The 15,780-nt window shown below is 45.5% G+C and carries 11 protein-coding genes; 3 read left to right on the forward strand and 8 right to left on the reverse strand.

Annotated elements, in window-relative coordinates; translation table 11 throughout:
• Nucleotides 1-9: 9 nt before the first annotated feature.
• The 5 genes from GQ671_RS12350 to GQ671_RS12370 all read right to left on the reverse strand — a co-directional run bounded on the left by GQ671_RS12350 (nucleotide 10) and on the right by GQ671_RS12370 (nucleotide 8,288).
• The gene (locus GQ671_RS12350) at nucleotides 10-1,359 is read right to left on the reverse strand and encodes a M20/M25/M40 family metallo-hydrolase (protein WP_160657749.1); all 1,350 of its coding nucleotides are present in this window, start codon (nucleotides 1,357-1,359) and stop codon (nucleotides 10-12) included.
• A gap of 22 nt (nucleotides 1,360-1,381) precedes the next feature.
• Nucleotides 1,382-4,210, reverse strand: coding sequence for a hypothetical protein (locus GQ671_RS12355; RefSeq protein WP_160657752.1), 2,829 nt, complete (start codon nucleotides 4,208-4,210; stop codon nucleotides 1,382-1,384).
• Between the two features lie 296 nt (nucleotides 4,211-4,506).
• Nucleotides 4,507-6,000, reverse strand: coding sequence for a hypothetical protein (locus GQ671_RS12360; RefSeq protein ID WP_160657754.1), 1,494 nt, complete (start codon nucleotides 5,998-6,000; stop codon nucleotides 4,507-4,509).
• A 170-nt stretch (nucleotides 6,001-6,170) separates the two neighbouring features.
• Nucleotides 6,171-6,908, reverse strand: coding sequence for an SDR family oxidoreductase (locus GQ671_RS12365; RefSeq protein ID WP_160657757.1), 738 nt, complete (start codon nucleotides 6,906-6,908; stop codon nucleotides 6,171-6,173).
• A 102-nt stretch (nucleotides 6,909-7,010) separates the two neighbouring features.
• Entirely contained in the window at nucleotides 7,011-8,288 is a 1,278-nt protein-coding gene (locus GQ671_RS12370; protein WP_160657759.1) for an acyl-CoA thioesterase/bile acid-CoA:amino acid N-acyltransferase family protein, read from the reverse strand.
• A gap of 113 nt (nucleotides 8,289-8,401) precedes the next feature.
• On the opposite strand from GQ671_RS12370, the gene GQ671_RS12375 reads away from it, so the two are divergent.
• Nucleotides 8,402-8,815 (forward strand): NUDIX hydrolase, encoded by a 414-nt coding sequence (locus tag GQ671_RS12375; RefSeq protein WP_160657762.1) that lies wholly within the window; start codon nucleotides 8,402-8,404, stop codon nucleotides 8,813-8,815.
• 214 nt (nucleotides 8,816-9,029) lie between these two features.
• On the opposite strand, the gene GQ671_RS12380 is transcribed toward GQ671_RS12375, so the two are convergent.
• The 3 genes from GQ671_RS12380 to GQ671_RS12390 all read right to left on the reverse strand — a co-directional run bounded on the left by GQ671_RS12380 (nucleotide 9,030) and on the right by GQ671_RS12390 (nucleotide 12,743).
• Nucleotides 9,030-10,850 carry a purple acid phosphatase family protein gene (locus tag GQ671_RS12380; protein ID WP_160657764.1) on the reverse strand — a complete coding sequence of 607 codons (1,821 nt, stop codon included), beginning with the start codon at nucleotides 10,848-10,850 and terminating at the stop codon, nucleotides 9,030-9,032.
• A 248-nt stretch (nucleotides 10,851-11,098) separates the two neighbouring features.
• Nucleotides 11,099-11,917, reverse strand: a complete 819-nt coding sequence (locus GQ671_RS12385; RefSeq protein ID WP_160657767.1) for a hypothetical protein — start codon at nucleotides 11,915-11,917, stop codon at nucleotides 11,099-11,101.
• Nucleotides 11,918-11,963: 46 nt separating this feature from the next.
• On the reverse strand, nucleotides 11,964-12,743 hold the full coding sequence (locus GQ671_RS12390; RefSeq protein WP_160657770.1) for a CHAD domain-containing protein: 780 nt from the start codon (nucleotides 12,741-12,743) through the stop codon (nucleotides 11,964-11,966).
• A 253-nt stretch (nucleotides 12,744-12,996) separates the two neighbouring features.
• On the opposite strand from GQ671_RS12390, the gene GQ671_RS12395 reads away from it, so the two are divergent.
• Together GQ671_RS12395 and GQ671_RS12400 are read left to right on the forward strand one after the other, a co-directional pair.
• The gene (locus tag GQ671_RS12395; protein ID WP_160657773.1) at nucleotides 12,997-14,088 is read left to right on the forward strand and encodes a glycerol dehydrogenase; all 1,092 of its coding nucleotides are present in this window, start codon (nucleotides 12,997-12,999) and stop codon (nucleotides 14,086-14,088) included.
• 147 nt (nucleotides 14,089-14,235) lie between these two features.
• Entirely contained in the window at nucleotides 14,236-15,741 is a 1,506-nt protein-coding gene (locus GQ671_RS12400; protein ID WP_160657775.1) for an FAD-dependent monooxygenase, read from the forward strand.
• The last annotated feature ends 39 nt before the right edge of the window (nucleotides 15,742-15,780 follow it).

Here is a 15,780-nt window from a genome sequence, read left to right on the forward strand (position 1 = left end):
GGCTTTATATTACATATCACTATTTTTTATGACATCCAGCACATGGCAAGTTGTTTCTATGCCATTATAAAAGTTTTCCACCATGATGTTCTCATTGGGCGAATGGTTGGCCTCATCGACATTTGCATAGGGGACCAGCACGGAAGGCACACCGAGCACTTTTGTCCAGATGGCATCGGGTAGACTGCCACCGAGGCTCGGCTGAATGAAGGCTTCCTTGCCGAATGATTTTTCAACCGCCTGACGGATCGGTTCGATGAACGGCATGTCAGCAGATGTGCGGGACGGCCACATTTTACCGAACTGCTTCACTGTAACATCTGGGGTATGCTTTTTTACATGAGTCTTCAATAGTTCGAATATCCTATCCGGATCCTGATTCATGACGAGGCGTATATCGATCTTCACTTTCGCATCCTTCGGAATGATCGTCTTCGACCCTTCTCCGCCATATCCGCTTGTAAAACCTGCGATATTGAACGTCGGCTCGAAGCAAAGCTTACGATAGTAGTCGGCCTTCGACATACTGATGCCGTCGTGACCGACATTACGCTTCACTTCTTCAAGGTCGAATGGCAGTTTCTCAAGCAGTGCCATCTCCTCGTCCGTCGGCGGCAGCACATCGTCATAGAAACCGTCTATCAGGACATTGCCATCTGCATCGCGCATCGTCTGAAGCAGATCGATCAGTTTCCATGCCGGATTCGGCACGATGTTTCCTTTATTTCCGGAGTGGTTATCAAAAGCCGCTTCCTCGACTTCAAGCTCTACATACAGGATGCCACGAACACCAAGCAGCACATACGGATGGTTGTCAGGCAGCATCGGACCGTCAGATGCGTAGACGAGATCGGCTTTGAGCTTCTCACGGTGTGCATCAACAAAATCGACCAGGTTGGCACTGCCGATTTCCTCTTCCCCTTCGATCAGGAATTTGACGTTCACCGGCAGCGTCCCTTTTGCTTCAAGGTACGTCCGGATTGCCAGAACCTGCGCCATCATCTGGCCTTTATTGTCGCCCGCACCCCGTGCATAGATTCGGCCATCGCGTACCGTCGGCTCAAACGGCGGACTGTCCCACGCTTCGATTGGATCCGGCGGCTGGACATCATAGTGCCCATAGATGAGGATGGTCGGTACATCATCTGAAACATGGTATTCACCATAGACGACAGGGTGAGTCTCCGTTTCCATCAGTTCCACATGCTTCATGCCAGCATCTTTCAGCTTATCCGCTACCAGTTCCGCACATTCGCGAATACCGTCATCCTGCGCACTGATGCTTTTCTGACTAAGCACTTCAAATAGTTCTTCGAGATATGCTTCTCTGTTCTGATCAATGATTTCCTTGTAATTCATCGCTACTCACCTGTTCTCTGCTTTATTCTTCAAACGATACATTTGAAAGTTCTTCGAAACTTACAATCTGGATACCTGAAGCATCATCCAGCTCAAGCTGATAGAGTACATTACTTCTGCGCTTTCCATCAGAAGTTGCATGAGAATAGGCACGCTCCAAAAGCACTTCCTGTGGGCCCATTTCATGGATGCTGAGGTTATTCCTATCCACTCTGACCAGGTGATTCTCATGGTTCCTATAGTCACCGCTCTCATTATTGGCCACAATGCTCTCATATGCCTCACTGTCCGGCTGCAGATAATGAAGCACATCATCACTTTCACCATTATAGTACTGCATCAGGTCGTAAGCATAGTTTTTCAAGTAATTGTCGTAGCTCCTGTTTGAGTCTCCTCCTACAATACGTCTAGTGTAACCAAGATTCCGACGTGACTTGTCAATACGCGACGGATAGCTATTTGCTTCGGTTGCTTCTGGTAATGTTCCGTTCTCAATATACTGATCATAGGCATCTCTGACTTCCTCTATGGAATCCACTTCACATTCATTGTAGAACTTGAGAACACACTCCCTAGCGTGCGCAGAGGCTGTATTTGGTGGTCCGTAGCTTTCGGCAGTTTCTTCACTATAGTCCATGTTTTCTTCAAGCAGTTCCTCGCTTTCAACGGTTTCCAGCTGAATTCTTTCTATCGGTCCTGAATTTCCATCCTGATTTCGAGTATATATGGTACGCGCCCGCTCAATACCGTTCGAGGACGCGTGAGAGTAGATACGTTCAATTTGGACTGCTCTCATCCCTTCGATCGGGGAAATATCCGTTACTTCTACATTATAGAGTTTATAATCTTTATAATTACCAGATTGCTTATTCTCCACTGTCGATTCATAAATTGGACTGTCCGCTTTCAGATATTCCAGTGCAGCCTCATTTTCTCCGTTATAGTAATCTTCAAGTTCCATCGCAAAGTACCGGGCTGTGATATCTGCACTTGATAACGGCTGATGGTCGGCATCTGTCGGGCCTTCCGGGTTCTGGTTGTGCATATACATGTGCGATCCCATTACATTTTCCGGGAAAGTCACCGTGATATCCCTCTTACCAAAAACCCCTTCATCCAGGAGGTGCTGATATGCCGCTTTCTGATCATCAAGTGGAACATTTTCGCAATGGTCATTCAGGTTGCTGATGATACAGCGTGTCGCATGTACATTCACTTGATCCGGTTCAGACTTTGTATCTGCCTGTTCTCTGAATGAGGCAGACGCCGTCGGTTTTTCTGTTGGGGCTTCCTCAGCGTGATCCGGAGGTTCCGTGCTTGCTTTTTCCTCAGTCGTTTCCTCAGGAGACGTTTCCGCGTTCTCCTCCGTTGTCCCTTCGTCAGGCGCATCTGATAGTTCGTCGTAGCTTATGATCTGTATGCCTGAAACTTCATCCAGTTCAAACTGGTAGAGTGCTCGATTTCGACGCTCCCCATCAGAAGTTGCATGTGAATACACACGCTCCAGAATCATTTCCTGTGGAGGTTCGCTCGTCTCGCTGAAGACCCTGTCATCTACACTGACAAGGTGATTCTCATAGTTCTCGTAGTCACCACCCTCATTATTCGCTACAATGCTTTCATATGCCTCACTGTCTGGCTGCAGATAATGAAGCACTTCCTCACTCTCACCGTTATAGTATTGCATCAAATCGTAAGCATAGTGTTTGAAGTGATTATTGTAGCTCTTGGCAGAAACTGGTTCTATGCGATTCATCTGATAATTGATTTCCTCGCGTGACGCATCGATTTTTGCAGGATAGCTTTCTGCTTCTGTCGCTTCGGGCAATGTACCATTTGCGACATATTGATCGTACGCATCTTTCACCTCTTCTACCGAGTCCAGATCGCATTCGATATTAAATTTAATGACACATTCTCTGGCATGCGGTGAAGCATCAGAGACCGGGCCATATTCCTCTTTGATATCAGGTTCATACTCTATATTTGTTTCGACTAATTCCCGACTTTCAATTTCCCCCAAATGAATTTCTCCAGGTTCTGCCGACCCCCTTCTGCCTCCTAACTTATATGAAACACGCTCACGTTCAATGCCGTCAGACGATGCGTGAGAGTAGACCTTCTCAATCTGTCCCCTGATCGGTTCTCCGTCTTCTGATTCCACCGCTTTGGCACTGTATAGTTTGTAGTCACTAAATTTGCCTGATTCCTTATTAGCTACAGTCGCTCCGTATAAAGACGTCTCTTCTACCAAATACTCCAAAGCCGCTTCACTCTCACCATTATAGTAATCCTCAAGCTCCATCTCGAAATACTTCGCAGTAATAGTTATGTCAGATGGCGGATACTGTCCCTCGGCGATGGAAGGTCCTTTATCTTGATTATGCATTGTCATATGAGAGCCCATCACATTTTCAACAAACGTATCCGTGACCTCTCTTTTACCTAATACGCCTTCATCCAGCAGACGCTCGTATTCTGCTTTCTGTGCGTCCAAAGGTATACCCTCGCAGTTGCCAAGGTTGCTGATGATGCAACGCGTGGCAAGCACATTCACCTGCTCAGCGTCAGATGACTGATCGGATGATGTTTCAGTTTCTGTCGTTTCTTCGCTACTCGCCTCTTCAGTATTCCCTGACGCTTCCGTACTTGTATTTTCTTCTGTACTCTCTTCAATACTCTCCTCCGTTGTTGTCTCTTCAGTCGTCTCCTCATTGCTGCTGGCAGTCTGTTCCATAGATTCCCCTGTAGCGGCGTCACTTTCAGTTGAAGTATCCTCTGTGTCCTCTTCTCCACTTTGGCAACCGATCAGCATGACAACACTGAATAAAGCAAATAAGTATTTTCGCATAGTTGTCCCCTTCTTATAGAGTATTTTGCAAAGGAAGGATATATATGTAATTCCTTTGCTTTCCTTTTCAGTTACCCTAAGGAGTTATCATATACTCGAAATTTTTAACTCACCATCCACTTCAATGCCTGAACCCGCCTTCGCTATCAATCATCTGGTCGGTCACGCAATTTCCATGAGAAGGACGAAGTCAATCAGCTGAGCAACGACCTCCTGAAGAAATAAAGACAAACAATGAGCCCTGGTAATCGGACTGATGTCCGATTACCAGGGCTCATCTACATGTGGATTCTAGATCATTCGTCAAACGGTTCATCTGAAAGTTCTTCGTAACTAATAATCTTTATACCTGAAACTTCATCCAGTTTCAACTTATAGAGGACGCTATTTTTACGTTTCCTTTCAGAAGTCGCATGGGAGTATACACGTTCCAAAATCATTTTCTGCGGAGGATTGCTCATATAGCTGAAATTCTTATCATCAACGTTGACGAGGTAGTTTTCATGGTCGTTGTAATTCCCAGTTTCCTTATTCGCTACGATTGCATCGTATGCTTCACTATCCGGCTCCAGATAATAGATTACATCATCACTCTTATCATTGTAGTACTGCATCAGATCGTAGGCATAATGCTGAAAGTAATTCACGTAGTTCTTGGCAGACATCGACCCGGCCGCTCTGATTGCATAATCGATTTCAGTTCTTGATTCGTCGATTCGGGCAGGATAACTTTCAGCTTCTGTTGCTTCCGGCAGTGTACCATTGGCCACATACTGATCATAGGCATCCCTTACATCATCGACAGCATCTGATTTACACGTTCTGATAAACTGGATAACACATTCTCTGGCATGTGCCGGAGCAGTGTTGGCAGAACCGTATGCTTCATTAATTTCTTCCTCATAATCTATATTCTCTTCAAGGAGTTCATGATCTTCAATAGCCGCCAGTTGAATTTTACCGTTATCCCCAGAGTTATTTTCAGGCGTATCGTATGAAACGCGGTCACGTTCAATACCATTCGATGATGCGTGGGAATAGACTCTTTCTATCTCTCTCGAATCTGGTCCCGCACTGTCTTCAAGAGGCATCACTTTGACATCATAAAGTTTATAGTCCATGAAATCTCCAGCTTTTTTATTTTCAACAGTAGACTGATATAGAGAACTTCCCTCTTTCAAATAACCGAGCGCCGCTTCACTCTCTCCGTTATAGTAGTTTTCAAGTTCCATGGTAAAGTACTTGATTGTATCATCGACACTTGATGGTGGATATCGATCCTCTGGAAATGTTCCAGCGTCATTCTGGTTATGCATTGTCAAATGAGATCCCAGAACATCTTCAAGAAATGTATCTGTTACATCCATTTTTCCCAAGACGCCTTCATTCAGCAGACGCTCGTATTCTGCTTTTTGTGCTTCCAGAGGTACACCTTCGCAGTCGCCAAGGTTACTGATGATACAGCGTGTAGCAAGCACATTCACCTGCTCAGAGTCAGATTCCCCAGAGGCTTGGTCTGATGATGTATCTGACTCTGTTGACTCTTCACTATTGTCCGCTTCATTCTCTGATCCCTCCGAGTCAGTACTTTCTTCCGTCAAGTCCTCAGCAGATTTTTCTGTACTTTCTTCTGTACTCTCCTCAGTTGTCTCAGCTTCAGTCGTTTCCTGCTCTATAGTTTCCTCTGAAACACTTTCACTTTCAGTTGAAGTATCTCCGGCTTCCTCTTCACCACTCTGACAGCCGATCAACATGGCAACGCTGAATAAAGCAAACAAGTATTTTCGCATAGTTATCCCCTCGTAACTTGTTTTTGCAAAGGAAAGATATATATGTATTTCCTTTACTTTTATTTACAGATACCCTGGGAATACATGCACTATTCAAGATTCCTCATTTTGAGGTAAGCTTCAAAATCCAATTTATGCGGGTGTTCTACATTTTACCGAGCACATTCACTTCAACGTCTGAATCCGCCTTCACTATCGATTGTCTGACCCGTAATCCATTTTCCTTCATTGCTGTGAAGAAAAAGTAGGAGGTTGGCAACATCATCCGGAGTGCCCCATCGTTTTGAATGGAACTGGTTCGCAATGTGGGTATATAATTCACTGTCTTTTTCAATATAGCCAGTATCTGTCGGGCCCGGGTTCACGGCATTCACCCTAATCCCTTGTTCTGCCATCGCATGAGAGGTTTGCGTCGCCAGATTGGCAATGGCTGCCTTCGACACTGCATAGGGAATTTCATCAGTCATCGGTCCCAAGTGCTGACCTGAGGAAAATAAAGTGATGCATCCATCTCCTCCCTGGAATTGCTTATGAAATTCCTGAATCAGCAGCATGCTGGCAGTGACATTGGTGATCAGATGATTATTGATGTCATCGAATGACCAAGTGCCCATCTCACCGTGCGTACTGTAGGCATGGCATAGAATGAGATGATCGATGGGGCCATCGTTTGCCAGTTCTGAAATCAATTGGTCGATGCCTTCTTTGATGGATAGATCCGAATCCTTCAATCTTGTTATTTCACGGAAGGATGACGACTCTCCAGCATCGGGGTATTCCATGTATGTGTCATACTTGGAATTGCCATGGACAAGCACTTCATAACCCGATGCTCTAAACTTATGTGCCAGAGTACTTCCAATGCCTTGTGGCCGACTGACGCCGGTAATCAATATGCGTTTTTTCATGATCTGATTCTCCTAGAGACTGCTTATTTTTCTAATGAGTCCAAGTATATTTGCTGGATATACCTGATAAAGCAAATTGAATAACAGGATAATCCCGATGTCCTATACATCTCTTCCTTCATTATGTGCATGAAGAAAACTCAGAATTTCTTCCAGAGACTGTTTGCTCGCTTTGGCATTAGTTTTCTTGGACCCGCCAAAGTTCATCGTCATCTTACCAATCTTCATGTTTACATTGGCCGGCATCTGATGAAAATTGTAAGGAAAGGAAATAAAATGACCGCCCGCTTCATAAATCAAATATTTATCTCTGACATCTTCTCTCTGCGCTTCTATGTTTTCTGTATGGGATTTAGATGGCCAGAGCTGGTCGTCTCCGCCTGCGATAACCAGAAGCGGACAGGTGATTTTCTGTACATCTATCCGGCTTTCAGAGGCTTTTTCAGTTCGCAATGACTTGTCCCATACATCTAGAAAGTTGAACGGCTTTTTCATAATCCAGCCTTTCATGGATTTCAATATCATTCTCATTGAGAACTTCATTTTAAGGAATGGCAATGGCGCATCATTCTGCACCCATCCGGTGATTGGTGCGAACATGCCATTTTTCATGCCCGAAGTGATGTGGATGGATGGCGCACCAGCTATGATCGAATGGTAGCCGTCATATTTCTCACCGAGAAGCAGGACCAGTTCAGCCCCTTTCGAGTAGCCGATCAAATTGACACTGCCATTACTGTTCTCATGGGACTTAAGAAACGCTGCAGCATCTTTGAAGTATTCCAGTTCTATGTTTTCAAGGTTCGGTCTGAGACCAGTATCATTAAAGTAGGATAGCGCAAGGACCAGGTAGCCCTCTGAGGCAAGATAGGACGAGGCATGTGACTCATTCCCTCCATCGGATCCACTCAGTATGATGACGGAAGGATACTTCCCTCCACCAGAAGGTGCATACAAGTTTCCAACAATTCCACTCTCAGTGATATCCAGTCTTTTTACATCATCGTTCATGAATTTTATTGAGATATCTTTTGAATCCATGATCTCTTCCTGATGTCTTAATTGAAATTTCACAGAAAGATTCCGGTCTGTCTTCTTTACGAAATAATCATCTTCATCTGTCTCCTTGAGAATCATCGACCACAGCAAACCTGCAGCATCCTCTGAATCATATGTACCTTCAATCGGTATATCTATAGCCAGATCTACAATCCCGGAATCTTTTACCAAAAATGATGCATACGAATGAAACAGCTTATTTTCCTCGTCGAACATCTCTGCACTGATGTGAATTATATCCCCAGGCGTACAATCTATTGCTTTTAGATTCAGTGGCTGGTCAATAAGCAGTTCATCTTGTTCCATAACTATTCTCGACATAGTCAGTCTCCTTTATGATCTAAAAACAACTTCATATGAAATGTCTAAAAATTTCGTCTTATTTCAGTTATAATTATACACGAAGAAATTCTAAAACAGAAAGAGGCAAAGAAATGTCATTCACACCACCAAAACATATTGTGTCTGCTGCAACGATTGTATTGAATGATAATGATGAGATACTTCTGATCAATGGACCAAAGAGAGGATGGGAAATGCCTGGAGGACAGGTTGAAGAAGGTGAATCTCTGACAGCAGCGGCAATCCGGGAAACGAAGGAAGAAGCAGGAATTGATGTGGAAATCATCAAGTTCTGCGGCATATACCAGAATGTCCGAAGATCCATATGCAACAGCCTATTTCTCGCAAAGCCAGTCGGCGGAGAGCCGACAACTTCGCCTGAGAGCCTTGAAGTTGGCTACTTCCCGATTGAAGAAGGACTATCCATGGTCAAGGTCAGCAATTTCCGAGAGCGAATTGAGAAGTGCCTCGATGAGACAGTCCACCCATTCTTTGTAGAGTTCTAGAAATAGATTTCAGAATGAATTATTAAATTGACCGGACGTATTCGAACACTATGTCGTTTGGTTCATTCTCAATATCCTTTTGAATGATCTCTTCTAAAAAATATAGATCCATGTGCCTCGTTGATTTAATTCTTTTCTACCACATCAATAATAAAACAAGCCCTGGAAGTTGAATCTCCCCCAGGACTTGCTTTATAAATTCATATACTGCCGATTACTCGGCAGATTTGTAGATGCCGAACTCATCGATGAGTTCCACTGTGCGCTCTTCGCCAAGATGAAGGTCGCCACTTACCTGATACATGCTTACGACCATTTCATTGTCCACGACTTCATACACTGCGAAGTTCTGTGTGGAGGAGTCGCGGTTGTTGGAGTGGGACTCTTCAAATGCATCTGTTTCCTGCGGCTGGTAGCCGAAAGCGAACAGGCTGTTGTAGTAGTCCATATCTTCCTGGGTCATCCAGTCAAGGTTCGGTCTGACTTCATGCAGATGGTCGACACCTTTTTCAAAGACGTTGTCGTACTCCTTCGTTCCGCCTGTATTCGGCAGAATGTAAGTTGTACCTTCAGGGTTATCGAGATACTCTATGCCATTCTCACCTACGAATGTGCTTACATCTTCAACTTCACCATTCGAGAAGTTTTCTTCAGATGGGATGTGCTTGAGTGAATGAGTTCTGGAAATGACATGGTCATGCCCTTGAAGTGCAACATCTACATCAAGTTCATCAATCAGTGCCGTCAGCTCTTCTCTGACAAGCTGTACATCTTCATCCTGCAAGGAGTGGTAGGATTTTGAATAGAGCGGCTTGTGGTAGTTCAATACGATCCATTCTGCACCATCTTCTCTCGCCTGCTCTATATCCTCACGGATCCAGTCCATCTGTTCTTGTCCAATTGCTTTACCTTCAGGATTGTCATCGGATTCCTTGTTGTCATTTGTATTCAATGTTACAAAATGAACGCCGTTATAGTCATAGGAATAGTATGAACCACCTGAGATGGCTTCGTTGGTTACAGGCACGTTCACGTGCTCGTTGAATTTCTCGACAACCGGGTCATCGCCATACTGCAGCGTATATTCATCATGATTACCAGGTGCAACCGCCATGGCAGTCTGCATGAAGGATGAACGGGAACGCTCGTAGAGATCGATCCATTCATCTTCCACTTCTGCCACTTCGACCACATCACCTGTATGCATGACGAAGTCTGCATCTCCCGCTGTCGCAAGTGCATGTTCGAGGGTATCCGCACCAAATGCCGCTTCATTGCGTACATTTTCATTCCAGAACGCATTCTGAGTATCTGTATAGTGGATAAACTTGAAAGCTTCGCCAGCTTCACCTGAAGTCTTGAACTGTCCGACTTCACTCATGTAATCCGCTTCACTGCCTACTTTGTAGTAATATGTCTTATTCGGTTCAAGATCAGTCGCTTTCGCTTTGTAGGAATGCTCAGTAACGTCAATCAGTTCCATGTGACCATAGTCGCCGGACATCCAGTCATCACCATGCGCCTGGGCATCTGTATAGTAGCCATTGATGATTGGTTCGCCGTTCTCATCTTCCATCGGCTCCCCTTCTTCGTCTTCCGCTATTTCAGCGAAGATGTAGTTGCCGTGCTGATCACGCTCACCAAAGCTTGATGTCACTTCAGTCGCCTCTGCTTCGAATGCCATCGCATCGTCGAAGTTGCCGGATTCAGAAACCCATACCATCGGATTCTCGGCAAGTTCAGTCGTGTACCAGTTGAAGGCCATTTCAGTTGTCGTATCACCATTGAAAGTGGTGATGATTCTATTTGGCATATTATTTACTTCGATCTCCGCTACTTCCGGCTTGGCATCAGTGAGGACAGGATTGAATTCCTGCTCTTCTGTTTCCGGTTCGGAATCAGGGGCGATTGGACCACCACCACCTGAAGCTTGTGCAATCGGACTTGCCAGTGCTGATGTAATCAAGATGAGTATGATCAGGGTGATCATACTGATTGCTAGAAAACGCTTATCGAGAAACTGTTTGAAAGCCATTCTTAGATACCCTCCTATTTATAGATGCAATATGATACATTGCATAATTAATTATAGAAGAGGAATGTTAACTGCATCTTAAGATTATGTAAGGAAGGCTTTACATAGGGAATTCATCCAGAAACAGAACGTAATTATATTAAACCAGGAAACTTTATAAATTATATATTTCCTAACAATATGTATGGTTCTTGCACAACAATAGCAGCTGGAACCTGTTTCAAGTTCCAACTGCTATTCAGTTGCATCTACCGTTCAGTAAGCACCACCTTCGGAACCCACTCGATGGTAATTACTTCTCCCGTTTCGAATGCGGTTGTAAATTCCGTTGTGCCTCCGTACGCCAAACTCCCTAAGGCGAATCGTGATTTCTCATAGTCTTTGATGACGTTCACTTTCAAATATCCAAGGGTTTCGCTCTCTTCCAGGCTGATGTCATATAGGCCAGCCGGGAAGTCTTCTCCAACTACCCATTGCCCCGGTGAAAGTTCAGTGACTTCGTCTGTCTCATATGGAGTGAAGTCGACATCATCTATTCCTGTAATCTCGAGTTCATGTCCCTCGTCTAGAAAAATCACTACTTCACCCGGTCTCGATTGGTTGGAATCATCCGATACTTCGCTCATGGTTGCACTCAAAGTCATGCGTTCTGCTTCGTCGTAGATGAAAAGGTTGCCATACCCTTCGGTCACAGTGGCGCGGTATCGACCGATAGGAATATCTTCACCAACCGTGAATGTGCCTTCCCCTAAAGTCGTTGCTTCACCTTGGTTCATCAGATGGCTGTAGTCCAATGTTTCAACCTCATCTGTCTCTGTTTCTGGTGCTTCCGTTACATTATCGTCCGTTATGCTTTCTTCTGTCGTCGTTTCTTCCACTATCCCACTTGTGTCTGAGTCAGTTGTTTCTGCCGTATCCGCTGGTTCGCTTGCTACATCTTCCGTGTCTTCTGATATTACGGAGTTGATGACGTCTGCAATCGCATCAAAAGGATTGCTGCAGCCGCCCAGGATTGCACCTGTCAGAACGATTGCTGCAAGATTTGCAGACTTCTTTTTATTTTTCATATTCGTCCCTCTTATATTCAATTTTCAGTTGACGCTCAGTGCCCACTCAATTGCTACTTTCATCAAGACCCTTCTGTGTCTCACTCATTTTCCTGAAAGTCTCCTTCAGATTTTTATCATCCACCTTATCTGCATAATCCAGAAGCATCTGCTCATTCACATGATGATCAGTGATCTTGCCGAACTCTTCCTGGATTCTTCTGGCTTCCTTGCGTATACCTTTATGCTTCAAAGATGCAAGTTTGCCGAGATATCTTGCCGAGTACCTTAGCTTCTTCGCTTCCTTCCGAATGTCATGTATCGCTTCATACTCATTCCGATCGACTTTGCGGTAGGCTGCCTTCAGTGCCTTATTCTTTTTCTCCAGACGTTCTGTGATGAAGTCGTTCCAGTCGGCATTGGTATTGAATATCAAACCATTCAGATCCGCTTCCACCGTCTCTATCGTTTTAAAGTTATTATCCGCTTCTACAAGCGTCCGCTCCATCTCTGCATTGCGCTCCTTATGGAGATACCTGAACATCTGCTGGTAGCTGTCACTCAGATCAGGGGATTTCACAGCGACCTGGTTACATAGATCAATCAGCACGTCCATTTCACGCAATGGTCCATATGCTTGGCCCAATCCTTTCAGCGCTTCATTCAGCTTGTCATACTTCTTTTCTTCAATTGTGGGTTTGAGGAAGCTCAGAAGGCTGCGCAGTTTCCTCGAATTCACACGCACCGCGTGGACGTTCTTCGGGTAATAGGGGTTGTTCAGGTAATCCGTATGCGACTGCTTCAGCCGGCGGGCACGTTTCGAGAGTACATCCTGCACTGTTTCCATCTTCTACACCTCATTCAATGTTTTGATCCCTTCCGGACCATCCAAGCATAACGACGTTTCTATCTCTATATATACCTTATCCAGAGAAATTCTACAACCCGGCCAGAGGCTCCAAGGTCGGGCAAGGAAATGTAATTCCTGAATTGAACAATTGTCTTTTCACAAAATCGCCTTATTGGATGGCGCTACGCATGTTTGAGAAGTCATATCGGGGATACACTGTATATTGAATAAAATATATGGAGGTTTTAAAATGGCGCAATTCGTATTCCAGTCCCCAGGCAAGTATATACAAGGTCAGGGTGTTCTCGCTAAGCTTGGTGAAGAAACGCAGAAACTGGCCAAAAAGCCACTATTGATCTCTGATGAAATGGTATGGTCCATCACCAGCGGGACCATCAAGGAAAGCTTCAACACTGTCGATATTGACTTTGCCTATGAAGAATTCAATGGAGAGGCATCTGAAGTGGAAATAGACAGATTGAGTGAAGCCGGTAAAAATAATGATGTCGATATCGTCATCGGTGTCGGCGGCGGCAAGACGCTTGATACTTCAAAAGCCATCGCTGACAATCTGAAGACACCGGTCATCATCGTGCCGACGACAGCTTCTACGGATGCACCGACAAGTTCACTTTCCGTCATCTACTCCGATGAAGGTGAATTCACAGGATATAGATTCTACGATAAAAATCCAGATCTGATCATCGTCGATTCCAACGTCGTAGTCAACGCACCGATCAAACTCTTCGCTTCAGGCATGAGTGATGCGATGGCAACGCTTGTCGAAGCGAGAGCAACACTGAACAGAAAAGGTGAAACGATGGTCGGTGGCCAGCCGACACTTGCTTCCATCGCAATTGCTGAAAAATGTGAGGAAACACTGTTCAAGCACGGACATGCAGCCTTCCAGGCAGCTTCCAAAGGACTCGTGACACCTCAAGTGAATGCAGTGATCGAAGCCAATACACTCCTCTCAGGTCTTGGTTTCGAAAACGGTGGACTGGCTGCAGCGCACGCCATCCACAACGGCTTCACCACGCTGTCCGGTGATATCCACCACCTGTCACATGGCGAGAAAGTAACCTACGGCACACTGGTACAGCTGCTGCTCGAAAACAGTTCTGATGAGAAGATGTTCAAATATATCGATTTCTACAAGAGCATCGGCATGCCGACCACTCTGAAGGAAATGCACCTTGAGGATGCAAGTTTCGAAGACCTCGTGAAAGTCGGCAAGCTCGCAATCGATCCAAACGACACATTCGCGAACTTGAGCGATAAGATCACCGCTGAAGACGTGGCGAACGCCATCCTTGCAGTCAACGAACTGAGCAACAGATAATATACGATTAGAGCTGGCAGGAAGCTTCCTGCCAGTTTTTTTGTGCAGACATAAAGAGATTTCATTTTCCTAAATACGATTGAAACGGGTATGAAGATATTGAAAGGTAATATCAGACAAAATACATCGGTCGGAGGATGATATCATATGGAAAAAGAAGTGCTGATTGTCGGTGCAGGTCCCACCGGGCTGGCGCTCGGACTTGGTCTGGAGAAACAAGGTGTGCCTTTTCGAATCATTGATAAGAATACCGGTCCAGGAACGACTTCCAGAGCGATGGTCATCCACGCAAGAACGCTAGAGTTCTACCGTCAGCTTGGAGTCGCGCACAAGCTGACGGATGCCGGTATTGTAGAAGATGCGGTCCACTTATATAAGAATAGACAGGCAGTCGCCAGAGTACCGCTTGGGGAGATGGGCAGAGGACTCAGCCCCTACCCTTTCGTACTGAGTCTGGCGCAGGATATCCATGAATCGATTCTGATCGAACATCTGAAATCGAAGGGTATTGAAGTGGAATGGCAGACGTCACTGGTTGATTTCGAGGAAAAGGCGGATCATCTGGAAGCGGCAATCAGCAGGAATGGCAGACAGTGCGATTCAAGGTTTGCCTATATATGCGGCTGTGACGGTGCCCACAGTACTGTCAGAAAGCAGCTGAATATCGGATTCCCCGGCGGAACGTACAGCCAGGTGTTCTTTGTGGCGGATACGGTGAATGAAAAACCGTTCAAAGGATTTTCCGCCGGTTTCCGTGGCAGTGATTTCAAGCTGGCGTTGAATATCCGGACAACAGGCAATGTACGGCTGATCGGCATCATACCCGAGTCCTTGCTTGAGGATGGACCGCCGGAAACATTTTCTCCTCTCATCCCCCATGTGGAGAAAGTACTGCCTGTCAAAGTCGGCAAAGTGAACTGGTATTCTTCTTATAAAGTTCACCATCGTGTGGCGGAAATATTCAGGCAGGGCCGTGTATTTATTTTAGGAGATGCCGCCCATATACACAGTCCGGCTGGTGGTCAGGGAATGAATACAGGCATCGGTGATGCCTTCAATCTGGCGTGGAAGCTTGCGATGGTGCTGCAGAACAGGATGGACGCACGCATTCTCGAGACATATGAGACAGAACGGATCACCTTCGCCCGGAAGCTCGTGGCAACGACAGACCGGGCGTTCCAGCTCGTCATCGGCAGCAGGATGATCAGGAATATCGTAATTCCAAAAGTGATACCGAAACTGTTTGGCATCAGGAAACTCAGGATGCAGGTATTTAAAATGCTTTCGCAGACAAAATTGAGCTATCGTGACAGTCCATTGAGCAGAGGGAAAGTCGGCGGTATTCGTGCCGGTGACCGTCTGCCTTGGATCAGAATGGATGATGGCGACAACTTCGAACCGCTGGAAAGTGCAGACTGGCAGATGCATGTCTATGGCAAGCCGAACACCAGCATCAAAAGACTGTCGGACATATACGGCATCCCACTCCACTACACCAGCTGGACGCAGGAGATGAAGCATAGAGGCGTGAAGAAAGACTCAGCTTTCCTGGTCCGCCCCGATGGTCATATCGGAGTGGCTACGACAACGAGGCATACTGATGTCATCAAACAGTATGTGGAAGAATATGATATACGAATGGCATCATATTAATATACGATATTTAAAAAGGGATGACCCGCCAGTTGGCGG

Origin of the sequence: Salinicoccus hispanicus (assembly GCF_009831115.1) — a bacterium.
GTDB classification, from domain to species: Bacteria; Bacillota; Bacilli; order Staphylococcales; family Salinicoccaceae; genus Salinicoccus; species Salinicoccus hispanicus.